The 24426-nt window shown below is 67.8% G+C and carries 22 protein-coding genes; all 22 read right to left on the bottom strand.

Features of this window, described 5'->3' with window-relative positions; all coding sequences use genetic code 11:
• On the bottom strand, positions 1-258 hold a 258-nt coding region (locus E6C70_RS15540; RefSeq protein WP_136425410.1), incomplete at its 3' end, for a WXG100 family type VII secretion target.
• 90 nt (positions 259-348) lie between these two features.
• Positions 349-1254, bottom strand: coding sequence for a hypothetical protein (locus tag E6C70_RS15535; RefSeq protein ID WP_136425409.1), 906 nt, complete (start codon positions 1252-1254; stop codon positions 349-351).
• Positions 1255-1279: 25 nt separating this feature from the next.
• Entirely contained in the window at positions 1280-1852 is a 573-nt protein-coding gene (locus E6C70_RS15530; RefSeq protein ID WP_136425408.1) for a hypothetical protein, read from the bottom strand.
• Positions 1849-2472: a hypothetical protein gene (locus tag E6C70_RS15525; protein WP_136425407.1), complete on the bottom strand. Its 624-nt coding sequence runs from the start codon at positions 2470-2472 to the stop codon at positions 1849-1851. Before E6C70_RS15525 ends, E6C70_RS15530 begins: the two co-directional genes overlap by 4 nt.
• The gene (locus E6C70_RS15520) at positions 2460-3722 is read right to left on the bottom strand and encodes a hypothetical protein (RefSeq protein WP_136425406.1); all 1263 of its coding nucleotides are present in this window, start codon (positions 3720-3722) and stop codon (positions 2460-2462) included. The genes E6C70_RS15525 and E6C70_RS15520 overlap by 13 nt, the downstream gene beginning before the upstream one ends.
• Before the next feature lie 25 nt (positions 3723-3747).
• Positions 3748-4053, bottom strand: a complete 306-nt coding sequence (locus tag E6C70_RS15515; RefSeq protein WP_136425405.1) for a flagellar protein FlgN — start codon at positions 4051-4053, stop codon at positions 3748-3750.
• Between the two features lie 95 nt (positions 4054-4148).
• A complete protein-coding gene (locus E6C70_RS15510) occupies positions 4149-8648 on the bottom strand; it encodes a type VII secretion EssC family protein (RefSeq protein WP_136425404.1) in 4500 nt (1499 codons plus the stop codon).
• Positions 8645-9820 carry an RDD family protein gene (locus tag E6C70_RS15505; RefSeq protein ID WP_136425403.1) on the bottom strand — a complete coding sequence of 392 codons (1176 nt, stop codon included), beginning with the start codon at positions 9818-9820 and terminating at the stop codon, positions 8645-8647. The genes E6C70_RS15510 and E6C70_RS15505 overlap by 4 nt, the downstream gene beginning before the upstream one ends.
• A gap of 156 nt (positions 9821-9976) precedes the next feature.
• The gene (locus tag E6C70_RS15500) at positions 9977-10465 is read right to left on the bottom strand and encodes a DUF6121 family protein (RefSeq protein WP_136425402.1); all 489 of its coding nucleotides are present in this window, start codon (positions 10463-10465) and stop codon (positions 9977-9979) included.
• A gap of 52 nt (positions 10466-10517) precedes the next feature.
• Entirely contained in the window at positions 10518-10982 is a 465-nt protein-coding gene (locus E6C70_RS15495) for a DUF805 domain-containing protein (protein ID WP_136425401.1), read from the bottom strand.
• Positions 10983-11060: 78 nt separating this feature from the next.
• Positions 11061-12098 (bottom strand): MFS transporter, encoded by a 1038-nt coding sequence (locus tag E6C70_RS15490; protein ID WP_136425400.1) that lies wholly within the window; start codon positions 12096-12098, stop codon positions 11061-11063.
• Positions 12099-12209: 111 nt separating this feature from the next.
• Positions 12210-12929, bottom strand: coding sequence for a hypothetical protein (locus E6C70_RS15485; RefSeq protein WP_136425399.1), 720 nt, complete (start codon positions 12927-12929; stop codon positions 12210-12212).
• A 3-nt stretch (positions 12930-12932) separates the two neighbouring features.
• Positions 12933-13607, bottom strand: coding sequence for a hypothetical protein (locus E6C70_RS15480; RefSeq protein WP_136425398.1), 675 nt, complete (start codon positions 13605-13607; stop codon positions 12933-12935).
• Positions 13604-14644 carry a type IV pilus assembly protein PilM gene (gene pilM, locus E6C70_RS15475; RefSeq protein WP_136425397.1) on the bottom strand — a complete coding sequence of 347 codons (1041 nt, stop codon included), beginning with the start codon at positions 14642-14644 and terminating at the stop codon, positions 13604-13606. Before pilM ends, E6C70_RS15480 begins: the two co-directional genes overlap by 4 nt.
• Before the next feature lie 9 nt (positions 14645-14653).
• Entirely contained in the window at positions 14654-15469 is an 816-nt protein-coding gene (locus E6C70_RS15470) for a prepilin peptidase (protein WP_136425396.1), read from the bottom strand.
• Positions 15466-17052, bottom strand: coding sequence for a ricin-type beta-trefoil lectin domain protein (locus tag E6C70_RS15465; RefSeq protein ID WP_168770984.1), 1587 nt, complete (start codon positions 17050-17052; stop codon positions 15466-15468). Before E6C70_RS15465 ends, E6C70_RS15470 begins: the two co-directional genes overlap by 4 nt.
• A gap of 11 nt (positions 17053-17063) precedes the next feature.
• Positions 17064-17681, bottom strand: coding sequence for a prepilin-type N-terminal cleavage/methylation domain-containing protein (locus E6C70_RS15460; protein WP_168770983.1), 618 nt, complete (start codon positions 17679-17681; stop codon positions 17064-17066).
• 25 nt (positions 17682-17706) lie between these two features.
• A complete protein-coding gene (locus E6C70_RS15455) occupies positions 17707-18366 on the bottom strand; it encodes a type IV pilus modification PilV family protein (RefSeq protein ID WP_136425393.1) in 660 nt (219 codons plus the stop codon).
• A gap of 118 nt (positions 18367-18484) precedes the next feature.
• Positions 18485-18955, bottom strand: coding sequence for a type II secretion system protein (locus E6C70_RS17265; protein ID WP_136425423.1), 471 nt, complete (start codon positions 18953-18955; stop codon positions 18485-18487).
• A gap of 241 nt (positions 18956-19196) precedes the next feature.
• Positions 19197-20435, bottom strand: a complete 1239-nt coding sequence (locus E6C70_RS15445; RefSeq protein ID WP_136425392.1) for a type II secretion system F family protein — start codon at positions 20433-20435, stop codon at positions 19197-19199.
• 5 nt (positions 20436-20440) lie between these two features.
• Positions 20441-22531 carry a PilT/PilU family type 4a pilus ATPase gene (locus E6C70_RS17260; RefSeq protein WP_328590866.1) on the bottom strand — a complete coding sequence of 697 codons (2091 nt, stop codon included), beginning with the start codon at positions 22529-22531 and terminating at the stop codon, positions 20441-20443.
• A gap of 31 nt (positions 22532-22562) precedes the next feature.
• Positions 22563-24233 carry a GspE/PulE family protein gene (locus E6C70_RS15435; RefSeq protein ID WP_136425391.1) on the bottom strand — a complete coding sequence of 557 codons (1671 nt, stop codon included), beginning with the start codon at positions 24231-24233 and terminating at the stop codon, positions 22563-22565.
• Positions 24234-24426 lie beyond the last annotated feature (193 nt).

The raw sequence follows: 24426 nt of genomic DNA, 5'->3' as shown, positions 1-24426 counted from the left end.
CTGGATGGCCTGCATCATGCCCTTGAGCGAATCGCCCATGTCACCGATGCCATCCGTCGCGCTCTTCAGACCCGTCGTCAGCTCCTCGTACCCCTGACCGAACTTACCCGACGCGTGCTGCGTCTTGAAGTCATTGCCCAGCAGATCATCAACCGCGCTCTTGAGCTGGTCGAGCTGCCCCTGGATGTCATCGCGAGCAGCGCTCAGCTTGTTCGACATCGCCTCCATCTCGGCGTAAGACGCACCGAAATCAGCCATAATCCTGAACCTTCCGTTTCATGATGTCGGCCCATCCAGGCCGCCTTCGGCAACGCTAACGAAGATGAGCGGGCAACCCAATGGGGAGGACTACCCACGCCCGCCGCGCGCGAGCTCGGGCACCACCGACGGGAAGTCCCGGAGGCCCAAGACGACGGATGCCGTCCTGGCCCCGGCGTCGAGGATCAGCATGCCGGGAGTGTGCTGCGACACCACGGCCGCCGAGGAGAGCAGCCGACGTCGCGCGAGCACCTGGCCGGCGTCGGCCAGGTCGCCCTCGACACGGGAGCGCAACGCAGCGGGAAGGGAGCGGTACGTCTCTTCGAGGACCGAGACGCGCTCGTGCAGCAGGCCGGTGAGAACGGCGGCGTGATCGGTCGACTCGGCCTCGAGGGCGCCGTCGAGCTCCGTGCGTCCTGCCGATCCGATCGTGCCGCGGATGATGCCCTGCATCACCGCGATGACGACGCACGTCGCCGCGGAGACCGCCACCACCCAGAACCATCCCGATTCCGACAGGCCCGATCGGGCGAGCACGATCGCGGCTGCGACTCCGGCGAGCGCGCCGAGCCCGCTGAAGACGACCGAGGCGAGCGTCGGTGGCCGGCGGCGGGTGAGCGGGAGTGCCGTGACGAGCAGGAGCGCGGCGGTGGTCGCCATCAGAACGCCCGCCGTCGCGATCGTCGAGCCCGGCAGCACGTCCGCCCGACTGAAGTAGAGCGCGAGCGTGGCCGCTGCCGTGAGCATCGAGGCGACGCGTAGAACGGTTCGCCATGCGCGGGGTCGCAGCGCATCCGTCAGTCTCGGATCCGCCGCGATCGACGAGGTGCGCCGCTCGTCTCGGTACGTCTTGGCCGCGTCGTAGAGGTCGCGGTCGAGCCGGTCGACGGTGTCGAGGTAGGCCGGTGCCACGGCCAGCGCGCTTCGGTCGAGATCGTCGACCCGGTTCGCGAAGGCGGTGGCCGTGACCCGTTCGGCCCAGGCAGCCGCGGTCACGATCGAGATCGGAGGTCGGTCGGCGTCATGGCACCAGCCGGAGCGACCCGACGATGGGATCGCACCCGGCCAGCATGAGGCCGGCGACGTCCGCTCGCGCGAGCTCCGAGAACACCAGACCGAGCTTGCCGTCGAGCCGGAACCCCCAACTCACGCCCGTCTTCTGAACACCGTCATCGAAGGACTGCGTCGTCGCATAAGCCATTCGATAACCGTGCGGGATGTGGTCGGTCTCGAACTCGGCCACGACGGGGTCGATCAGCAGCTCCATCCCCGGCGCCAGCCAGTCCGCCGGCTCCACGTCATCGATGCCCTCCGGTTCCTGCTGCACGAGGAAGTGCATGACGCCGAACATCGGGTCGGTGACCGGACGGAAGAACAGCGACGTCTCGACCTCCGCGCGGCGGTAGGACAGTGCCTCCCGCGCCGCCGCGTCGCCGACGGCCCGCAGCACCGAGCGTTCCACGGTCGCCGACATCGGCCCGACGGCGTAGGCATCCGCCTGCTCGGCAACCCACCGCTCGTCGACCTCCTCGTCGCCGAGGTCCGGCATGACCGCCCACAGCGCGGGCTGGTAGCTGATCGCGAACCGCATCACGCGCTCCAGCGGAAGGTCGACATGACCGCATCGATGACGAGCTCGAGCCGCTCGAGATAGTCCTCGCCGAGGGTTTCGCCATCCGCACGAGCGGGCACCGATGCCGTGAACAGCACCGCCTGTCGCCGAGCGGTCTCGGGAACGGGTACGAGGTAGTTGAAGCCGCGGAGACCGACGCGCCCCGCCTCGGTCTCCCGATCCGACGTGGACGACCACTTCATGATGACGCCGCGATCGTCGAGCGGATGCGCACCCTGACTCCGCACCAGGTCGCTGACGCGGGCGTCGAGCGACGCGCCGTCCGGCGACGACAGCCGGGCGGCCATGATCGTGACCGGCAGCATGAGCTCGGCCGGAACGTCGCGTTGCATGATGATGCGCACCGGGTCGCGGGAGAGGAACTCGTCCGCCGCCGAGGCCACCATCGATCGGAACTGGGCGTCCAGGTCTGGCCGGTGCTGGGAGCGGAAGACGGCGGATGCCCGAGCGGCCAGATCGTCGAACACGTCGCGCGTCGGCTCGAGCGAGACCCATCCGGGTGGGAGCAGGAGCACGAACGGCGGAACAGGCTGGACGGTGCCGCCCAGGTCTTCACGCAGGCTCGGACTCACGGCTTCCATGATTCCACGGTCGAGGCGTTCTGCTGCTCCTCGATCCTGGTGTTGGCGAAGTCCGCGGGGGCGAACACCGTATCGAATACGCCGCGCGTGAAGCGCAGTCCGAAGTCGACATTCGTCAAACCCATCCATGGACCCTCTGGCTCGCCCATGAACCGGCCGATGAAGGCGTCCTTGGTGAGGGTGAGGCGGAAGCCGGCAAGGCTCTCGGGGATCGCGCCGATGCGCGCGAACAGTCGCGAGCCTGCTGTGATCTGGGCGTACGGCGTGCCGCCCTCCTGGAGCGCCCTGGCCCAGTTCGCGCCGGCGATGCGATCGATCTCGCTGAGGTGCGTGGAGATCTTCGCGAGGTCATCCCCGATGACGAGGTTCTTGAAGCCCGAGAGCCTCTGGAACCGCGCTCCATCTGAGGCCAGCGTTCCGAGCTTCCCGAGTTTTGCGAACTTACCGAACGGGATGACGCCGATGATGGCGAAAGCGAGGTCCCTGCCGTCCGCGCGCCCCTTGGCGTACAGCACGATCGTTCCGATAAGCGTGAAAACGGCGACGATCACCGCGAGGACGGCGATGAACGGGCCGCCGATGATAAGAGCCGCCACGAGCAGCACCATGCCCGCCCACTCGAGAAAGGTGACCATCCCCTCAATGAACGGCAGCGCGTTGTCCCAGAATCCGTCGCTGACCCCGTCGTCGTTGACGTCCTGGAGCCCGTTCACGGCCGCGTCATAGGCGTCCCACCACGTCTCGTACGGGCCGTCGTATTTCTCGGCCTCGTCCTTCCAGTGGTTGTAGGCGGTGGTGATCTCTGCCTCGGCAGCCTTCACGGGGTCGTCTGCACCGGGTGCCGGCGGGGTGCCGGTGTCAGCGGAATCGGCGGCGCCTGCCTTCGCCTTCACAGCGAGCCAGCGCTCCTCGCACTCGGCGACGACGGAGTCCAGCGTTGCCTGGGTTTCGGAGAGCGCGTGTCCGTACTTCACCAGGATGTCTCCGCTCGGCAGGTAGCGCTCGCCGGCCTTCTGGAGGTCGCCGTGCACGTCCTTCGCCTGATCCTTCACCGAGTCGAGCGAGTCGCCCTTGCCGACCTGCCCACCGGCCAGAAGCTCGAGCGTCTTGGCAGACTGCTGCATCATGAGTCCCAGGCCGGCGATGGCGTGGCCGCGCGTGGTGATCGCGTCGGGGTTGCCCTCCACCTTCTGGATCTCGTGACCCTTCGGCGAGTCGGGCATGTTCTGGTACTGCCATCCGTACGACACGTCTGCTCGTCTCCTGATCCGACGTCTACTTCGAAGCGTTCTCGTGGGCCTTGGCGAGCTCCACGTCGAGGTCCTGCCAGGCCTTCTTCACGCCCTCGACCTTCTCCTGAAGCTTGACGAGGTGACCCTTGAGCGTCTCGCGCTTGTCATCCCAGGCACCCTCGAACTCGTCGGCCGCATCGCGCAGGCCCGAATGGCCGCACGGTCGCCCGATGGCAGACACGAGCGTGTCGCCGCTGGCGGCTGCGTCTTCGAACTCGACCACGATCTTCTTGAGCGCCTCGTTGAGCTCTTCCATCGATGCGAGCGGGATGTCGACGCCGTCAGCCACGAGAGTCCCCTTTCGGGCGGTGAGGGGCGCGGCGGCGCCCTGTAGTGATCACGCTAAACGAAAGCGACGGACTGCCATATGGGGAGCGGTGCCCATCACGACTCCGCGCCGACCAAGGGCAGCTGAACCGTCGTGATGCGACCGTTCTGTACGAAGATGCCGCGCCCGACCGGGAAGTCGGAGCGCTTGACCTTGGGGAACGCGGTCTTGAACACGGAGTCGCCATCGAACGCATCGGGGCGCAGGGCGACACCGCGACGGCCGGCCTTGAAGTCGCCGATGAAGCCGAATCCGCCCGAGAGCGCTGCGACATCCGCGTCCCCGACGAGGAAGTGGTCGCTCCGGTTGACCGCCTGGAACAGCTCCTTCATGGCGCGCTCCGCCTCGGTGTCGGCGAACTGGTTCACGCCCTCCACGACGATGATGATGCGACCCGGGATGCTGTCGTCGCCGACGACCTCGACGAGCTCCTTGGCGAGGACCTTGACGTCGTCGATCGTGGTGGCCGAGCGCATCCACGGTGCAGCGTCGCCGAGCTGCGCGCGACGCCCGGCGATGTGCATGAGCCGGGCATCCGGGTCGAAGCGCTGCATCGCGGCGATGATCGCCCGCATGGCCGTGGTCTTGCCGCTCTGCGGGGGGCCGGTGACGGCGAACGTGCCGACGGGCTCGAAGCCGATCGGGCCGAGCGTGTCATCGGCGATGCCGAGCGCCGGTTCCTCCTGAACTGCCGACGGGAGTTCGACCTGGGCGTACTCGGTCGGCAGGGCGCCGATGTCGGGCACGTCGGGGGCGCCCTCCGACCGCAGCCGCTCGGCGATGGCGTCGATCGCCTTGGACTGCTCGGCCACGTTGGAGCTTCCCCCCGGTGCGGCGAGCTGAGTCTCGAGGCCCTCGACGATCGCCCGACCGGGAACGGACTGGTCGGAGAGCACGTCCTTGGCCACGCCGAGGATCTGGTACGCGGACTCGTCGGAGAGCCTCAGCACCACACGCTTGGTGACGTTCGCGCTCACGGCGGTGGGAACGGCGCCCGAACGATCGGCCGTGGCGACCATGTGGATGCCGAGCGGCCGCCCCTCGGACAGCACCCGCATGAGCACGTTGTAGAACGGCAGCCGAGCGGTGGTCGAGTCCCAGTCGGCCTTGAACTGGCCGAATCCGTCGAGCAGCACGAGGATGCGCGGTTCTTGTCGTCCGGTGATCTCGCGGTACTCGGCGAGGCTCGCGGCGTTCGCGTCGCTGAACCTCTTGCCCCGCTCGTCGAGCATTGCGCCCAGCTGACGCAGCAAGCGCTGCACGCGCTCGCCGTCATCGCCTCCGATCACTGATCCGACATGCGGAAGGGACTCGATGGAACGCAGCGCGCCCGACCCGAAGTCGAGGCCGTAGACCTCGACGGAGCCGAGGTCGGGGCGGAGGCCCGCTGCGACGGCGATCGTGCGGAGGATGGTCGACTTGCCCGATCCGCTGGTTCCATAGACGAGCATCGAGCCGTCGCGATCAGGTTGGAAGGTCATCGCCTCCTGGCGCTGGCGCGAGGGGATGTCAGCCAGGCCGAGGGTGATGCGTCCGTCGCCCTCGACGGGAAGGTCGAGGATGTCGACGGTGGGGGGCAGGTCATCGAGCCACGGACGGCGGGGTGCGGGGATGCGCGCCGCGTCGGCCGCCGCGACGAACGAGCGCACCATCCGCTTCTGGTCGTTGGGGCCGAGGTCTTCCGCATGCGAGTCGGACTCGGGCTCCGCGTCCGCCTCCCACAGCACCGACGGGCCGAAGCGCAACTCGCTCACCTTCACGTCGGCGGCTGCGACGGCTGCCGTCGACCAGCCGCCGGCGTAGGCCGACTGGAACGGCACGAGTCTGCCGGGCCCGGTCTTGGCGATACCGCGCCCGGGGAGCGACGGATCGAACGTCGCGGCGACCGAGTCGCCGACGACGTCGCGCGAGTCGGACTCGTCGGCCATCCGGAGCGCCACGCGCAGGTTGGTGTTGGCGCGCAGGTTGTCCTTGATCACGCCAGCCGGGCGCTGCGTGGCCATGATGAGGTGGATTCCGAGCGAGCGGCCCCGTTGGGCGATGTCGACGACGCCGTCGACGAATTCCGGCACGTCTCCCGCGAGCGCGGCGAACTCGTCGATGACCAGCACCAGGGCGGGAGGAGTCTCGGGGTCGCGGCGCTTCTCGAGCTCGAGCAGGTCCTTCGCCTTCTTGCGGTTGAACAGGTGCTCGCGGTGGTGCAGCTCTGCGCGGAGGCTCGTGAGGGCTCGGCGCACGAGGTGCGGGCTCAGGTCCGTCACGAGGCCCACCGTGTGGGGCAGGTCGACGCAGTCGGCGAACGCGGACCCGCCCTTGTAGTCGACGAACAGGAAGGTCACCCGGTCGGGGCTGTACTCAGCCGCCATGCCGAGCACCCACGCCTGCAGGAACTCGCTCTTGCCCGCGCCCGTCGTTCCGCCGACGAGCGCGTGCGGTCCATGCGTGCGCAGGTCGAGCGACATGGCATCCGTCGCCCCCTGCCCGATGAAGGCGCGCAGCGTTCCAGCGCGCTTGAGCCGAGGCAGCGCCGCCCCCGAGCGGTCGAGCACCGAGTTGTTCTGCCGCCAGCGCTCGACGACGGATGACGGCTGCTCGGCCAGGTCGTGCCCGATGATGCCCAGCATCGACACGGAGCTGGGCAGGTCGGAGGAGTCCTGGTTGACCGTCGACGCGTCGATCACCGGCGCGAGTCGGCGGGCGAACATGTCGGCGTACGCGGCTGAGACGCCCTCGAGGGCGATGGACTCGTAGGTCTCCCCCGCGCGGACGTAGCCGATGCGGGCGTCATCCGCCCCTCGCGTGGCATCGATGAAGGTGCGGCAGGCGGCGGGGAGACCCTCGACCGTCCTGCTGAGGAAGACGGTGTAGATGCCCGCGTCGGCTCCCCGCTCGATGAGCTGCGTCAGGCGCGGCCGGTCGACCGGTGCGTCGGCCGAGACGAACAGCACGAGGGCCATGTCCCCCTCCGCCGACTCGCCTGAGTCCGACGCCTCGCCCACCTGACTGCCGAGCGCCATCGAGGTGTCGACGTCGCGCAGGGGCCCGCGCTTCGATGGCGCTCCGCCCAGGCGGCCCAGGATGATCTCCTCGAGCGCGTTGAGCAGCTGCGTGCCCGCCGGCTGGTTGTCGGCGAGGGCGAAGTCGGCGACGGGCGACTTGGGGCTGCTGGTGTGCGGCAGCCATTTGAGCCACTCGAGCTCGCGGGTCCAGGACGGGTCGACGATCGCTGCGGTGATGATCTCGTTGGGCGCATGCGTGCCGAACAACTGCACGCCGATTCCGCGCACGATGTCCGCGGCCAAGGGCGTGGGCGCGGCGATGCCGAGTGCGCCGGAGAGCTGCAGGTGCTCGGTGATGGGCACGTCGTCGACGTAGGTGAACGCCTCGGTGAGCTTCTCGACCTGACGGGTGTACAGCGGGATGCCGGCGTTGTTCTCACTGACGCGGATGCTGTTTCGACTGCGCGATCGACCGGTTCCCAGCCGCACGGAGAGGAAGTTCCAGTGCTCGGGCCTGCGGGTCCAGAGCAACGGACCCAGACGCATCGCCTGCTCGTAGACGGTGGCGACGGCGGGCGCCTCCTCGTGTCGCCGACGGTGCTCGACGACCCGCTGCTCGGTCAACTCATCCTCCAGCCGCTCGATCTGCGTCTCGAAGGTCTCGACCTCGCGCTGCAGCTTCTTGCCGCTCTGGGTGCGCTGGCCGATGACGTTGCCGAGCATCATGAGCGGGGAGGCGAACACGACCAGCAGCGACGCCGGCCGCTGCGTGATGCCGAACATGACCATGCCGAGCAGCACCGGCGTGACCACCATCGGCCACGGGAACAACCGCGGGGTCGACTCGGTGGGGATGGCGGGATGCGGGTACTCCGTGCCGTTGTAGCGCACCTCGACCCGGGGCGAGCGGTTGAACAACAGACCGCCGCCGCGCTCGAGCACGGGATCGACGACAGCGGCGCCGCCCGCCACCGGGAGGATGGACACCTCGGTGTCTCCGAGCAGCAGCACCTGGCCCGGGATGACCTTGAGTCGCTGCACGAGCGATCCGTCGACGACGATCCCGTTGGCGGAGTTGAGGTCGACGATCTCGATGGTCGAGCCCACCTCGATGCGCGCGTGGCGCTTGGACATGAGAGCGTCGTCGAGGACGACGTCGGCATCCGCTCCGCGACCGACGATCGTGTTGCCGGCCGGGAGTTCGATCGAGCGTCCCGCGGCCGGCCCGGTGTGGACCTGCAGGACGGCGGCAGCGGGCCTCGAGGCGGCGTGCGAGCCCGACCGACCGGTGTGGGCGATGACGGAGGTGCTGAATCCGGAGCCGATGGCGGACTCGCTGAAGACCAGGTCGGGGTCGAGGGCCACCGACGCGTCGCCCGTGGGCGGTGAGACCGAGAGAGTGAGCCGGTGCTCGCCCCCTCTCGCCAACGGTGACGTACCGGGATCGTTGCGGGCGATCGCGCGTGCGACATCTTCGACGGTGGCCGTCGAGTCGGCGGTGACGACGATGTCGACGGCCGCACCGGACTGCCGCTTGAGAGCGAGTTTGACCTTCATGCATCACCTTCCGCGAGGGCGACGCTGAACGAGCGACCCCCGATCGTGACCGTTCCGCCCCAGGGCACGCGGGTGCGTTCTCCCGCCGCGATCTCCGTAGGGCGACCCGCGGTCTCCACCACGGTGCCGTTGGTCGAGCCCCGGTCGAGCACCCAGAAGCCCTCGGCGTCGATGCCGAAGCTCGCGTGGGTCTTGGAGATGCGCATCGACGGGTCCACGACGGGGATGACGTGGCGGATGCTCTCGCCCGCAGAGGGCTCCGGGTTGCGACCGATCACGCCGGAGCCCGTGACCGGCACCCGTGTTCCGTCGTCGAAGACGAGGGTGGCCGCCCGTGTCGAGGTGGCAGCTCGGGGCGGGAGGTCACTCGGCGCCGCGGCTGGCGCTCGTGGCGTCTCCGCCGAGCGCGTCGGGAACTCCGGTGCCTGCCAGTTGCCGTCGGATGTCGGCGCGCCGATCACGCCCCCGGAGAGGCGCGGACCCGGTGTGAACGCGCCGACCACCATCCCCGTCGCGAGCGAGGGCAGCGGAGCCGCCACGGCGTAGGTCGGCGCATCGAGCGCTCGCCGGGCCTGACGCATCGCCCGGGTGTCGAGCGGGTCGAGCGCGCCGCGCGCCTGCACGACCCAGGTGCGTCCGATGCGGTCGAGCCAGCTGCGTCCGCGGTGTTCGGCATCCCAGAGACCCGAGGCGAACAGCACGGCGGGCCCGATGATCGGCAGCACGACCTGCGCCGCGTAGAGCACGAGCACGCGCAGCACGACGCGCCAGAAGCCGGGAACGGTGAACCGTGCCACGTTCACGGAGCGCAGCCCCGCCACCGCCTTCCCGACGGTGATGCCGAGCCGGCCGTGAAGAATCAGCTGCACGAGGCCGAACAGCGTGGTCGCCGCCGCGCCGATGATGGCGAGGAGTGCGACCCCGCCGAGCGACCCGACGGATGCCGCGCGTCCATTCGCCACCGCCACCGCGACCGGGAGGGCTGTGATCGCGGCGATGACGAGAGGCACCGACAACACGACCCAGATGGCCGCGTCGAGGGTGAAGGCGAGCGAGCGACGCAGCGCGCTAGCCGGCCGAAGACCGAGCGCGGCCGCGTAGGCGGGATCGGCACGCCCGTCGGGGAGCAGGCCCGGCACGCTCTCGTCGTCGGGCTCGCGGGTCGAACTCACTGCTGCTCCTCGCTGCGCCGGCGCGTCAGCCGGCAATCCGTCATCGACCAGTCAGTCAAGCGCGGCGCAGCCACGTTGTCGATGGGGAGGTCTCACCATCCCCCGCCCCAGTGTAGGCATCGCCCGCAGCAGCCGGGTTCCCGCGTTCGGGTGCCGTCACTCGTCGTCGTGCTCCCACGGCCAGTGCGGACGGGACGCCCCATGTCCCCGCGCGACCAGCACGGCGAGGTAGGCGACGACGATCAGGACGGCGAGGATTCCCACGGCTACGGGGAACGGGCTTCCGAGATTCGCACCGAGGAACAGCACCCCGGTCACGGCCTCCCCGCTCGAGGCGGCAAGCAGGACCCCTCCGACCAGCAAGTAGACGGCGTAGGCGCCGAGTCCCGTGAGGAGCGCCGTGCCGATGGAGATGCGCTGCCGGGCGGGAGGCACGCGCACGCCCGAGACCACGAGCACGACCGCCACGAGGAGCAGGGATGCCGCCGCCATGGTGGGGCCGACGAAGGCTCCGGCATCCGGTTCGGAGACGACCTCCACGTCGGCGAGCAGGCTGATGAATCCGAACGCGGCGACGATGAGCGCAAGGTAGAGCGCGGTGGCGAACGCCGCGACGACGACGGCGTAGCGCTGAAAGGCGGTCACCTCTCGAGACTACGCGCGAGAAATGACCGCCTGAGGTCGAGCGGGGGTGGTGTCAGCGGTCGAAGCGCGAGCCGGCCGGGTTGGACGGCAGGATGGTGAAGACCAGCAGGATGATGCCGCCGACGATCGGGATGAGCCCCAGGAAGATGAACCACCCCGCGTAGTTGGCGTCGTGCAGGCGACGCACCGTGAGGGCGAGCTGCGGGATGATCGTGGCCAGTCCCCACAGGATGAGGAGCAAACCCGGGAAGATGGCGCCCGGACCCAGGCTCACGGCCCCGGTCGACGGGTCGGTCGATGAACCCGGGACGGCCAACACGATGTAGAGGATGTAGAGCACCAGGCCGATGATCGCGCTGGCCAGGTACCACCACCAGTACTCGCTACGGCTGGCACGGCCCGTGAAGGTGGCGTACTTCTGCCAGAAGCGCTTGAACGCCTGACCGAAGCTCGCGCCGTAGAGCGGCGCCGAAAGGGAGGTGTCGCCGGCTGCCGGCGCGTACTCGGGTGTCGTCATGTCGTGAGTCTAGGGACGCGGATGCCCCGACCGCACGAGAATTTCTCGGTGTGTCGGGGCATCCGTCGCGTGGTGCGGCTACGGGCGAGTGATGACCGGACCCTCGGCAAGCTGGCGGTCGTAGTCGCGGCGAGCGGCGACGTTGCGCTCGCTCACCTTGCGACCGCGCGAGGAGATCCAGGCACCGAACCAGATGGGGACCTCGCGTGCCGTTATCGCTGCACCGAGGGCGAGCGGGAACGTCCACTGGGTTCCGAGGAAGCGCACCGCCTCTTCGGGCGTCATCGTCCACGCCTGGGCGCTCAGCAGCGACGCGCCGATGTAGGTGAAGTAGACGAAGACGCCGACGAAGAAACCGCCGAGCACCCACGACCACCAGCCGGCGCGGTTGATGATGGCGGCGACGATGGCGAACGCCACGAAGAATCCGACGACCGGCACCCAGTAGACGTACTGCGGCAGGAAGGTGAGGAACGCGTGCATCGCGTCTGCCGGGTTCAGGATGGCGGCGACCACGAGCGCGACGAGCGCGTACACGATGGCGAAGACGACCGTGGCGATGACGCCCACGAGGATGCCGAAGCCGCGGTTGCCCTTGTTGATCGGGGGCGTGGGCGCCTGGACGTAGATGGGCGCGGGGTAGGCGTCGTTCGGGGTGGTGACGGGTCGCTCGGAGACGGCGATCGGGTCCTCGCGGGGGGCGACGTAGTCGGTCTCGTCGACCGTCTCGACCCGCACATCGTCGACGCGCTCGTCGACCGGGCGAACATCCTCGTGGGCTACGCGCTCGTTGTAGATGTCATCGGCGCGCTCCTCGCGAGCGACGGATGCAGGAGTGGAGTCGTAGGCGGGCTCGCGAGTGTCATCGACGTAGGCGGGCTCGCGGCTCGCGTCCTCGACACGAGTCTCCTCGACGGGGGTCTCGACTACGCGGGGCGGCTCAGCCGTGTAGACGGGCTCGTCGACGGCGGTCGTCTCGACCGGCGGCTCGTCGCGTAGGACGGGGCGCTCGGCATCCGTCGTATAGGCCGGGTCGACGGATTCCTCGCGGGGAATATCCGTCTCTCCGGTGTTGGGCGTGGGCTCGTGCTGGCCGTTCGGCTCGGTCGTGCTCATGCTCGTGTTCTCCTCCCGCGCCACCATGGCGCCGCAATCCTCGCTCACTGTAGCAACGCGAAGCCCCCACGCGCGGAAGGCGTGCGGGGGCTTGCGCTGCGGTGGCGCGGATCAGCTCGCGGGGGCGGCTGGCGGCGTGGTCGCACCGCTCGCCGGAAGCAGCACGTAGATGAAGCCGTCGATCGCGATGGTGTTGTCCTCCGCACGGTCGACCGTCGTCACGGACAGCTGGCGGGCGCCGAACTGCAGGCCATGCAGGAAGGCGAACAGCTTGTCGCTGTTGTCGGCCTGCGCCTTGATCGTGACCGGCAGGGTGAGCAGGTTCGAGGACGTGACCGATCCGCTGGTGTACAGGGCCGCGGATGCCGGGGCGACCGGTGCGGCGGGAGTGGCGGCAGGAGCCGGTGTCGCCGTCGGGGCGGGCGTAGAACCGGCGGACTCGGCACCGGCCGCGGGAGCCGGCGCCGCGGCAACCGCGGGCGGCGCGTACGGAACCGGATCCTTCGACTCGAATCCGATGACCGTCACGCCGGCGGCTGCCGCGGTCGCGTCGACGGAGCGGATGAACGTGGCGTAGTCGGCGACTGCCGGCAGCGCGCCGGCGACTCCCGCCGCGGTCGCCTGCAGTTGCGCGATCTGCTTCTTGTCGGAGGCGAGCGATTTCAGTTCGCCCTCGAGTTTGGCGTTCTGGAGTTGCACTCCGTCGAGGTCCGAATCGGCCACGGATGCGGCGGCGAGCTGCGGCGAGATGCCGAGGAAGTACCCTCCGGCGACGATCACGGCGGCGATGAGAATCGCGCCGATCACCCAGAGGCGGTCACGTGAGCCCATGATCTACTTCACTTCCTTCGGAACGAAACGGTTGGTGAGTGCCGCGTCCCCCAGATGCACGATGAGGGTGGTCTCGTAACCGTCGCCCTCGCCCTTCTGCTCGACGTTGGTGACCTGGGCGTCGACGTAGCCCGGCACGCGGGCGACGCCGTCGAGGAAGTCGGCAGCAGGCACGAAGCCCGGGTTGCTCAACGTCAGCGTGACCGTGGCGATGCGAGCAGCCTGGAGGGCGACGGGTGCCTGGATGTACTCGGTCATCGGCGTACCCTGCTCCACGGCCACGGACTTCACCGTCGTGCCAGCCGGCACGTTGGCCACGACCGCGGCCTGCGTCCCCTGCCAATCGACCTCGGGAGCCCCGACCACGTGCTGCGCCTCCTGCCCGGTGGCGATGAGGCTCTTCACGGCGAATACGTCGGCGTACTTGGACTCGCTCTTGGTGAGCTCGAGAGTGTGCTGCTGGGCCACGGCGTACGACAGCTGCGCCGTGATGTTGCGGGCGAACGCGGCGCCGACTCCGAGAGCCACGACGATGGCGAGGGCGACTACCGCGAAGATCAGCCAGCGGTGCATCGCTCGGCTGCGACGCTCGGCCTTGACCTCGGGCGGCAGCAGGTCGACGGTCGGGCGACCGCCGATGATCAGCACATCGCGGCCCGATGCGGCGATGGCGCTCATGCCGCGCTCCCCAAGGCGAGGCCGAGGGCGACGGATGCGCGGGCACCCGACTCCCCCTTGGCCCTGCGGGCGACGGTGAAGCTCCCGAACGGATCGCCCGCGAACACGGGGACCCGCAGCGTCTCCGAGAGCGCCTTGCCGAACCCGGCGAGTTCGCTGCCGCCTCCGGTGATGATGAGCTGTTTCAACGGCTGGTTCGGACGCGTGTTGGAGAAGTACATGATGGTGTTGCGGAGGCTCGTGAGCAGTTCGTTGGCGACCTCGTAGATGACGGTCACCGCGTGCTCATCCGACACCTGATAGCCGCCCGGCGCCAGACCGAGGGTTCGCTTGGCGCGCTCGGCCGCGTTGAGGTCGACGTCGAGCCGCGACTTGAGCGTCTGCGTCATGTCGTCGCTACCTGTGGGGATGATGCGCACGAACTGCGGCACTCCGCTCGTGGAGATCACGACGGTGGTGGTGTTGGCACCGATGTCGACGACGGCCGTCGTGCCGGCTGCCGCCTCGCCGCGCAGGTGCACGCGGCTGAGGGCGAACGGGATGAGCTCGACTCCCACCGGGTTGAGCCCGGCCAGCTGAACAGCCTTGATGTTGGTCATCACGGCCTCCTTCACCGCGGCGATCAACAGGCCGTTCACCATCGGCTGGCCGTTCTCCCCCACGCTCTCGGAGTGCGGGTAGAAGTCGAGCAGCGCCTCCGAGACCGGAACCGGAATCATGTCCTGCACCTGGAACGGGAGCGATTCACGGATGCGCCGGGGCGACATCCGCGCCACGCTGTAATCGCGAGCCAGCACCCGATGGTTACCGACGCCGAGAACGACGTCCTTGCTCGAGAATCCGCCCGACGACCACAGTCGCTTGATGGCGTTGGCCACCGAGTTGGGCTCGACGACCTCGCCGCGATTGACCATGCCCGGGGGCAGCTCCATCTCCTGATAACGCACGAGGGTGGGCTTCGCGCGTGCAGCATCCGACACCTCGACGGCACGGATGCCAGCCGTTCCGATATCGAGCCCGATGAGGTTCTTCGCCATGGGGTCCTCCTAGGTCAATCCGACGAGTTCGAAGTATCCGGTGCCGATGGCGTCACCGAAGAAGATGCCGACCCAGGCGCCCGCGAGCATCCAGGGGCCGAAGGGGATGCCGGACTTGCGACCGGCCTTACGCGCGATGAGAAGGCCGATGGCGAAGACGCCGCCGAGCAGGAAGGCGGCGAACGCTCCGACGATGAGTGCCGGCCAACCCATCCATCCGAGCGCGAGGCCCAGCACTCCGGCGAGCTTGACGTCGCCGAGGCCCATACCGGCCGGGTAGATGAACGCGAGCAGGAGATAGAAGAGGAACAGCGCGACGCCGCCGATGGTCGCCTGCAGCAGAGCGCCCCAGTCGCCGGTGAGTAGCGCAGCGAGGGTGAGGAGCACCGCCATCACGATGTAGCTCGGCAGCACGATTGCGTTCGGCAGGGTGTGGGTGTCGAGGTCGATAAGGGCGAGGGCGATGCTGATGGCCGCGAGGTAGAGGAACGCCGGCACGACCGCCCAGGCGTACACGTTGAAGGCAGCGCCGAGCGCGACGAGCACGAATGCGAGCGCGGTGCCCGCTTCGACGAGCGGATAGCGCGCCGAGATCGGTTCACCGCACGTGCGGCACTTGCCTCGCAGGAGCAGCCACGAGACGACGGGGATGTTGTCGCGCGCGGCGATCGGCGTATGGCACTTGGGGCACGCGCTCGGCGGATGCGCGATGCTCTCACCCCGCGGCACACGCCAGACGACGACGTTGAGGAACGAGCCGATGACGAGCCCGAGCACGCCGGCGATGATGATGAGGGGAACGGTCAATTCTGCGAGCACGTTCATCCGCCGAGCTCCCGGAAGCCGCCGAAGCTGGCTGCGGTCTCGTCGGACGGAGCGTTCCACTTCTGGTCGGTCCCGCCGCTGCAGGTCGCGACGACGACCTTCGAGACGCCGACATAGATATCGGCGGGGTTGACCGAAAGGCAACGGCCGAGGGAGTCCTGGAAGACGTAGCTGGCGGCGTACGTGATGCTCTTCTGAACCCGAGTCCACTTCTGCAGGTCGCCCCCGTCGCAGGTCTTGAACACCGGGAAAACACTTCCGGACGCGGCCGAGGGTGTCTCGAAACAGTACTTCTGGGCGTCGGAATTGTTGACCTTCACCGTGATCTGCTGGTCGGCCAGTCGATCCACACCCACCGGGGGCTCCTGGTAGTACCACTTGTGATTCCACTTGAGTTTGTCGGTGTTGGAGGGGTCCTGCTTGCAGGGATACGCGATCATGAAGCCACGGTTGATGTTCTCGTCGGTCACGTCGAGGCAGCGCCCGAACTCCTTGTAGTTCACGATCTGTATGGTGGCGAACCCGGCAGGGCCGGCGCCCACTGCCGGCGACGGGGTGAACGATCCCCAGCCCGCTGTTCCCGAGCAGTGCGGGCCCGTCCAGAGGTAGGTCGGCACGGCCGGAGTCCCGCTCAGGCCGCCGTCAGGGGTTCCGCCAGTCTGTCCGGAGTAGAGGCAGATGGTGCTGTAATCGGAGATCGGCGTGTTCTCGCCCTTCCAATGCTCACCACCCTCGTAGCTCCAGAGCTGATTCCAGCGCGCGGGGTCTGAGAGTCCGCGGCAGATCTGGAGTGTCGCCTTCTCGTTCGCCCCGCTTGTCCCGGGTCCGGTGATGCACATCGGGATGGCCCCGACCACGAGGGAGCTCGCGAGCTTGATCTGGTAGCTGGTGTCGTACACCCAGTTCTGCGTATCGGGATCCGTGCACGCTGCTGCAGCCTGGTACCGGATGAGCGATCCGGCCGTCCTCCCTTGCGCTTGCAGGCACACCGCGCTGCCATAGGCGTAGATGTATCCGCCCGCCACGTTCACATTGGTCAACGGGAATTCGTAGACCGCCGACAGCGACCGGTTGCCGAACGTGGCCGACTGGTGGGCCACGGGCGCGTCGAGGCCCTGGGAGATGATGAGGGCGAATTTGGGCTGGATTGCGACACCCGCTCCGGGCACGCACGCCAGCTTATTGCTGGCCTTCCAGGTGTCGGGCTTCGCCGCCGGGTCTTCCAAGTAGTAGGCCATCGTGATGCTGTAGCGCGCGCCGTTCGGGTCACCGTCGACGGTGCCCGCCTTGGTGCATGGCAGTTTCGCCTTATCACCGAAGATGGCACCCGTGATGTCGGGGGCGGCCGTGGCCGAGCGGAGAATTCCGAGGGCGGCCTGCATGCCCGACTCGGCCGCGTAGACCGTACGGGTGCTCTTGCTCGCGAGTTGCGCCGGCACGACCTGCGCCATCAGGACGGACGCGAGGATCAACGACAGTGAGGCGAGCAGCATCATGAAGATCAGAGCGCTGATCATCGCCGATCCGCCGTCGTGACCCGAATGGTTCAGCCGACGTGTCAGCGCGTTGCGAAGCGCGGTCATCGAAGTCCCTTTCATGGCCGGGTGACCGTCGGACTGCACACGGGCCTATCGCTCTGGCCATCGGCGTTGTTGTCGGCATTGGTGATCGAGTCGGCCGTGCTGTTGCGCGCCATGAACGTGGATGTCATGTGGACCTCGCTGATTCCCACCGTTCCGGCATTGAGGTCGAGGTACAGGGCCTGGCGTGCGCTGGCACCGGCGGGGATCATTGTGAACGGGTAGTTGGGAGTTGCCTGCGGGATGACATTCGTGAGCTTCACGGAGAAGGACGGAAGAGGGGTGACGCCCGTAACCCAGATACGACTGGCGATGATGCCCTGCGCCGGGTCGTAGCGATACTGCACGCAGCGAGTGGTGTTGTCCGCACTGCTGCTCGCGGGGAGTTGGAACTCCACGTAGGTGCTGCCGCTCGCGCCAGTGCCCGGCCGATTTATGGCGTCTGACCAGCGCACCTGACGATCGATGTTCTGGAAGACCGTCAGCACCCCCGACGACGACTCGGCCGTCACCCTGGCGGCGGTCGTACCACGCGCTAAGCCGACCACCGATGCGATGAAGATGGCGACGAAGACGGCGAAGATGCTGACGGAGATCATCATCTCGATGAGGGTGAAGCCCCGCTCGTTCATGCGAGGGTACGGTGTCTGGTTCATCTCACGGCACGCTGTTCCACTGCAGGTCTGTGTTGCTGTCGACGAGGGAACTCACCGAATAGCGGCAGCCGGCCGTGCACTCGGAGCCGGCGGTCCACGTCACAGTGACGATGATGCGGGTGAGTGGGGTGTAACCCACGGGCGTCGCGACGGGCGGGATGGCAGGAGGCGGCGCGAGCCTGATGCAGTCTCCGCCGCTCGTGGGCTGGTAGCACAGTCCGACAAGCGTGGCGACCGAGAACGTCGTGCCGGACCGCGCGACCTCGGGGACGGGGTCGACCTTGAACACCGGTGACGAGGTCGAGGTAGCCGAGGCATCCCACTGCGGATAGGTCTGCGCTACTCCGGGCACGCCGAGATTATCGAGGAATGCCTGTCTCACCTTCGCGCCGTCTCGGCCGGCGTAGATCGCCTGGATGCCCACTCTGACGTCGTTCACCGTCTTGCCGAGCGTGGCCCCGCGAGCCGTCTCCATCGCCTCGTTGGCGACAGTGATGGCGAGCTGACGGCGCTCCTGGGCGTGCGAGATGTTGAGGCCGTTGAGGTAGAAGTAGAGGGCGGAGGTGGCGAGGATGCTGATCACGAAGATCGCCGTGATGACCTCGATGAGCGTGAAACCGCCGTCCCGGCGGAAGCGGCGGCGAAGGGCGTCGATGAGCATTTCCCCTCCTCTCCCGGTGAGTGGGGCGACGCGGTACTGCAGGATGCCGGCTCGAAGGCCGACTGAGAGTCGAGTGCGGGGCGCCCACCCGAAGGGCGCCCCGCACTCTAGTCAGTGGCTAGCCCCAGGTCTGCGTGCCCTTAGAGCTTTCGTATGTGAGTGTCTTTCCCTCGCCGGCGCCAAGATCGCTGTTGGTCCCGGTGATCGTGTAGTCATTCTTGTCAGCACCCGTACCACCCTTCACCGTGATCTTGATTGTGTTGTTATTGCTCGCGGTGAACTTCACGTCTGTGGCAGCGGCGGTGGTAGCTGGCACATTGTTGGGATTCGTCCAAGTACCGTCGACGCCGGTGGGGTTCCCATTGTGATTGGTGGCGTAGGTCTCGACGGCGAGAACGGCGTTCTTGACGTCCGACTCAACCGACGACTTCCAGGCGCCCTCACGCTGCGAGAGGAAGATCGGGATGGCGATGGCGGCGAGGATGCCGATGATGATGACGACGACGAGGAGCTCGATGAGCGTGAAGCCCTTCTGCTTCTTGTCCTCTTCATTCAGGGCGACACGGCGGTCGCCCAGTGCGATGAGCATGCTGCGCATGGGGGTGTTCCATTCTGTCCGTAGGGTGACATTCGACCGGAGAGGTCCGACCGCGTGATGAATCTATTGGCGGGGGTACAAGGCAGTAAATCCCCCGGTAGGGGGTGAAACTCGGTCGACTCGACCCCAGTTGAAGGGGGTCTCATCCGTCACTCTAGACAGCACACGTCACGCGCCGATAGCCGGCCGTCGAGACGCGCTCGAGGGCCGGCTGAGGACGTGCGGTAGGGCACTACTTGATCTGCTGGAAGATGCTGAAGATGGGCATGTAGAGGGCCACGATCATGCCGCCGATGATGGCGCCCATGAACGTGATCATGAGGGGCTCGATGAGGGCCGTGAGCTGCTCCGTGGTGGCCTCGACCTCGTCGTCGTAGAAGTCCGAGATCTTGGCCAGCATGGGCTGCAGCGATCCCGAGTCCTCGCCAACGGCGACCATCTGCACGACCATGGACGGAAAGACGTCCTCCTCCGCCAGGGGCTCGGCGATGGAGCGACCGATCTTCACCGAGTCGGCCACCTTGTGCAGCGCCTCCTCGATGACGTAGTTGCCCGAAGTCTCGCCGACGATGCTGAGGGCCTGCAGGATGGGCACGCCGGCTCCGAGCATGGTGGAGAAGTTGCGGGTGAAGCGCGCGATGGCCACCTTCTTGAGCAGGGGCCCGAACACGGGGATCTTGAGCTTCAGCGGGTCGACGAAGGCGCGAACCTCCTGCTTGTTCTTGTTGCGTCCCCACCAGACGGAGAAGCCGACGACGATTACGACGATGAGCGGGCCGGCCCAGATCATGTTGTGCGAGAGCACGACGAGCACCATCGTGGGCGCCGGCAGCTGCCCGCCGAGGCTCGCGAACATGCCCTCGAACACGGGGACGATGAAGATGAGCATGCCGATGACGGCCAGGATGGCGATGATCACCACGACGACGGGATACGTCATGGCCGACTTGATGGTCGCGCGGAGCTTCACCTCCTTCTCGTAGTTGTTGGCAACCGATTCGAGAGAGCCCTCGAGGAATCCGCCGGTCTCACCGGCCCGGATGAGGTGGATCATGAGCGGCGGGAAGATGCGCTCGTGCTTGGCGAAGGAGTCGGACAGCGACGATCCGCTTTCGATATCGCCGCGCACCTCGCCGAGGGCCTTCGCGAGCTGCTTGTTCTGCGTCTGCTCACTGAGGATCGACAGGGTCTTGAGCAGCGACAGGCCCGCGGAGATCATGGTGGCCATCTGACGGCTCATCACCGAGAGGTCCTTCATGCCGACGCCCTTGGAGAGGCCCGGGATGCGGATCTCCTTCTGCAGGCCCGCGCCATCCGTCGCCTCCTCCACCGAGATCGGAGAGAGGTCCATCGTGCGCATGCGTGAGAGGGCGGCACCGCTGCTGCCGGCATCCAGCCGGCCCTTGACGATCTTGCCCTGGGCGTTGCGGCCCTTGTACTCGAACGTCTTGGTGGCGTTCGTCGCGGTCATGCTCATCAGTGACGACCCCTCGCGGAGTAGGCGTCACCGAAGTCGACGCCGGTCTGGCTCATCGCGCTGTCGCGGGTCTCAACCCGGTGCACCAGGCTGAGCATCCCTTCGGGATCGTGCGCCTTGTCGACCGCCGCCTGCTGGGTGATGACGCCGCGATTGACGAGGTCGGCGAGGTGCTGGTCGAGGGTGTGCATTCCGTAGGAGGCGCCCGCCTGCATCGCCGTCGGCACCTGGTGGGTCTGGCCCTCGCGGATGAGGTTGGCGACCGCGGGTGTCGTGATGAGCACCTCGGTGGCCACCACACGCCCCTGCCCCGAGGCCTTCTTGATGAGAGTCTGGGTGACGACGCCCTGCAGGGTGGCGGCGAGCTGCGCGCGCACCTGGTTCTGCTGGTGTGGCGGATAGACGTCGATGATGCGGTCGATCGACTGGGCGGCGCTCTGCGTGTGCAGGGTCGCGAAGACGAGGTGGCCGGTCTCGGCGGCGGTGAGGGCGACGGAGATGGTCTCGAGGTCGCGGAGCTCGCCGACGAGGATCACATCCGGATCCTGGCGCAGCACGTGCTTGAGCGCGGCGGCGAAGCTGTGCGTGTCGGCACCGACCTCGCGCTGGTTCACCAGCGACTTCTTGTGCTGGTGCATGAACTCGATGGGGTCCTCGACCGTCACGATGTGGTCGGCGCGGGTCTGGTTGACCAGGTCGACCAAGGCGGCGAGGGTCGTCGACTTGCCCGAACCGGTCGGGCCGGTGACCAGCACGAGGCCGCGCGGGAGGGTCGAGAAGCGGCCGACGGACTCCGGGACGCCGAGCTCGGCGAGCTGCTTGATCTCCGTCGGGATGAGACGGAACGCCGCCCCGATGTTGGCACGCTGCTGGTAGACGTTCACGCGGAAGCGCGCGTTCTGCGACAGCGTGTAGGCGAAGTCGAGCTCGAGCTCGCGCTCGAACTTCTGCTTCTGCGCCGCCGAGAGCAGCGTGTAGATGGCCGCGCGCACCTTGTCGCTCGACCACTTCTCCCCCGGCAGCGGCTTGAGGCCACCGTGGATGCGCAGGTTCGGCGCCGCGTTGGTGGTGACGTGCAGGTCGGACCCCCCTTGCATCACCACCTCGGTGAGTGCGGCGATGAGGTCGACGTCGGCACCGTCGGCGCGGGCCGAGCGGGTGGAGCCCGGCTCGTCGGCAGCGTCCGAAGCGGCAGCGGCAGCACCGGGAGACGCGGCGGCCGGCGCCGCGGAGGCCGGAGCCGGGAACGCGGGCGCGACGGATGCCGGCGCGAGCGGTGCCGAAGGCTCCTCGGGAGCGAACGACGAGCGGCGGCGCCCCCCGTCCTCCACCGGTGTCGCGGGCGCGGCCATCTCGATGAGCTCAGTCGGCGCCGACGCGAAGGCCGCGATCGGAGTGGTCGGCGGCAGCTGGAACGATGTCGTCGCACCCGGCGCGGACGCCGACGGGGCGAGCAGGTCATCGAAGCTCGGGCCGGCGGCGCCCGGAGCGGATGAGTACGGCTGCCCGTAAGAGGACGCGCCCGGCGACGCCTCGAAAGATGGCGCCGACGCGATGTCGGTGACGGGCGCGAGCGCCTCATCCGTCGCCTCCGCGAACAGCGACTCGATCGGGACGACCGGCCATTCGGGAACGACAGGGGCGTATGGTGCGGATTCGGTGGGGTGCTGGGGGGTGTCCATTGCTGCCTCCGGTGCTGTCGGGGACGCGATGATCGCGTCGAACGGCGATGCGGTGGGCGTCGGTTCCCTCCCCGCGACGGGCGGGGTCGGGTTGGCAACAGGCGCTGTCGTGGTGAAAGGAGAGTCGGATGCGAGGCTCGCGCGCCAGCTGGCTTCGAGCGCTGCGGTCACGTCGTCGTCGGATGCGGTCGTATTCTGCGCTGCCGCTTGGGCAGCAGCGGGGTGTGGTGCGTCGGCTGGCCGGGCACGGACGGGCCCGGCATCGGAGGTGGGTGCGGCAGCGGGGCCGGGCCTGAGGGCGGAGTTGGTGTCCGATCCGGGAAGGCTGCCGTTGGTGAGCAGGGCTGCCCAGTCCTCGAAGGAGATTCCGGAGGGGTTCACGGGGAGGTCCCCTGGGGCGTTGGTCATCTCGTCCTCATTCCTTCTCTTACCGAACACGTCACACCACCACGCGCATGATCTCTTCGACACTGGTGAGTCCGGCCGTGATCTTGAGCCAGCCGTCCTCGCGCAGGTTGCGCATGCCGTTGGCCGTCGCCGCAGCCGAGATGTCGGAGCTCGCGGCCCGACCGACGGCGAGCCGCTCGATCTTCTCGTTGACGGCCATCACCTCGTGCAGCGCGAGCCGTCCGCGGTACCCGGTGTTCGAGCAGCTCGAGCATCCGACCGGTCCCCAGGTCTGCGGCACGGGTTGCGACGGATCGACCGGGAACCGCAAGGCGTTCAACTGCTCATGCGTGTGGAACACCGGCGCCTTGCAGCGTTCGCAGAGGCGACGCGCGAGTCGTTGGGCCACGACGCAATCGAGCGCGGAGCCGACCAGGAACGGCTCGATGTCCATCTCGATGAGTCGCGTGACGGCGCTCGGGGCGTCGTTGGTGTGCAGCGTCGAGAGTACGAGGTGGCCGGTGAGCGACGCTTCGATCGCGATCTGGGCGGTCTCGTGGTCGCGGATCTCACCGAGGAGCACGATGTCGGGGTCGGAGCGCAGGATGCTGCGGAGGGCGCTCGCGAAGGTCAGGCCGGCCTTGGGGTTCACCTGCACCTGGTTGATGCCCGCCATCCGGTACTCCACCGGGTCCTCGACCGTGATGACGTTGACCTCGGTGCGGGCGACCGCGTTGAGGGTGGCGTAGAGCGTGGTCGACTTGCCCGAGCCGGTGGGGCCGGTCACGAGGATCATCCCGTATGGCTTGGAGTAGGACTGCTTGTAGATCTCGCCGTTGGCCTGGCTGAGGCCGAGGTCGCGCAGGTCGAGGCTCGTGTTGGTGTTGTCGAGGATTCGCATGACGACCTTCTCGCCCCACACCGTGGGGAGGGTCGCGACGCGGAGGTCGATCTTGCGGCCGTCGACGTTGACCGACATGCGGCCGTCCTGCGGCTTGCGCCTCTCGGCGATGTCGATATCGCTCATGATCTTCAGGCGCGAGATCATGCCGTTCTGGATGCTCTTGGGCGCGTTCTGCATCTCGTGCAGCACGCCGTCGATGCGGTAGCGCACGCGCACGCTGCGCTCGGCGGGTTCGATGTGGATGTCGGAGGCGTGATCCTCGATGGCCTGCGAGACGAGGAGGTTCACCAACCGGACGATCGGCGCGTCGTCCTCACTCGACTCGGCGACGCTGAACGCATCCGTCAGAACCGTGTTGTTCTCGGACTCGAGGGTGCTGGTGAGGTCGTGGAGCTCGTCATCCGCGCGGTGGTAGCGGGTGATGGCATTCAGCAGGTCGCCGCGTTCGGCGACGACCGCGACGACCTGGAGACCGGATGCGTTGCGTACATCGTCGATGGCGAACACGTCGCCCGGATTGACCATCGCCACGACGATCTTGCCCGGCGCCAGCGCGATGGGCATGACGTTGTAACGGCGGCAGGTGGCGGCGCTCACGAGGGCGACGGCCGCGCGGTCGACGGGGTAGTCGACGAGTTCGATGAAGGGGACGCCAGCCTGAGCTGCCCGGGCGCGGGCGAGCTGGAGGTCGTTGATGACCCCGCGGGTCACGAGCGAGCGGACGGCGGACTCATCCGTCTCGTCCATCGCCATGATCTCATCGAGGTGCTCGATGGGCAGGTGGCCGTGCAGGATCAGGATCTCGGCAAGCGCTGGCACACCGACCTCCGTTACGGCACACCAACCCGCGGCGATCAGCCGAGCGGCCGCAGATTGTGTAGGGGCAAGAAGGGTGCTCGGATGACGTTATTCAGGTAACGGCTCACGGTATTGGGCGGAGGGCATGCCGTGACAGTCCCGCGTTAGGGGGCGGATGTCGAGGCTCACCGGTCGAGTAGCCCAGGTGGCTTCG

Source organism: Orlajensenia flava (assembly GCF_004801905.1).
GTDB classification, from domain to species: Bacteria; Actinomycetota; Actinomycetes; order Actinomycetales; family Microbacteriaceae; genus Orlajensenia; species Orlajensenia flava.
The sequence above is the reverse complement of the archived record's forward strand: the minus strand, read 5'-3'. Positions and strand labels throughout refer to the sequence as shown.

What these genes read in the sequence shown, in the direction of transcription:
- E6C70_RS15495 (WP_136425401.1), bottom strand. Translation starts at nt 10,982, where the DNA reads ATGACGACACCCGAGTACGCGCCGGCAGCCGGCGACACCTCCCTTTCG.
- E6C70_RS15480 (WP_136425398.1), bottom strand. Translation starts at nt 13,607, where the DNA reads ATGAGCGCCATCGCCGCATCGGGCCGCGATGTGCTGATCATCGGCGGT.
- E6C70_RS15455 (WP_136425393.1), bottom strand. Translation starts at nt 18,366, where the DNA reads ATGCTCATCGACGCCCTTCGCCGCCGCTTCCGCCGGGACGGCGGTTTC.
- E6C70_RS15460 (WP_168770983.1), bottom strand. Translation starts at nt 17,681, where the DNA reads ATGAACGAGCGGGGCTTCACCCTCATCGAGATGATGATCTCCGTCAGC.
- E6C70_RS15465 (WP_168770984.1), bottom strand. Translation starts at nt 17,052, where the DNA reads ATGACCGCGCTTCGCAACGCGCTGACACGTCGGCTGAACCATTCGGGT.
- E6C70_RS15510 (WP_136425404.1), bottom strand. Translation starts at nt 8,648, where the DNA reads ATGAAGGTCAAACTCGCTCTCAAGCGGCAGTCCGGTGCGGCCGTCGAC.
- E6C70_RS15525 (WP_136425407.1), bottom strand. Translation starts at nt 2,472, where the DNA reads ATGGAAGCCGTGAGTCCGAGCCTGCGTGAAGACCTGGGCGGCACCGTC.
- E6C70_RS17265 (WP_136425423.1), bottom strand. Translation starts at nt 18,955, where the DNA reads ATGCTCATCGCACTGGGCGACCGCCGTGTCGCCCTGAATGAAGAGGAC.
- pilM (WP_136425397.1), bottom strand. Translation starts at nt 14,644, where the DNA reads ATGGCGAAGAACCTCATCGGGCTCGATATCGGAACGGCTGGCATCCGT.
- E6C70_RS15490 (WP_136425400.1), bottom strand. Translation starts at nt 12,098, where the DNA reads ATGAGCACGACCGAGCCGAACGGCCAGCACGAGCCCACGCCCAACACC.
- E6C70_RS15445 (WP_136425392.1), bottom strand. Translation starts at nt 20,435, where the DNA reads ATGACCGCGACGAACGCCACCAAGACGTTCGAGTACAAGGGCCGCAAC.
- E6C70_RS17260 (WP_328590866.1), bottom strand. Translation starts at nt 22,531, where the DNA reads ATGACCAACGCCCCAGGGGACCTCCCCGTGAACCCCTCCGGAATCTCC.
- E6C70_RS15470 (WP_136425396.1), bottom strand. Translation starts at nt 15,469, where the DNA reads ATGAACGTGCTCGCAGAATTGACCGTTCCCCTCATCATCATCGCCGGC.
- E6C70_RS15485 (WP_136425399.1), bottom strand. Translation starts at nt 12,929, where the DNA reads ATGGGCTCACGTGACCGCCTCTGGGTGATCGGCGCGATTCTCATCGCC.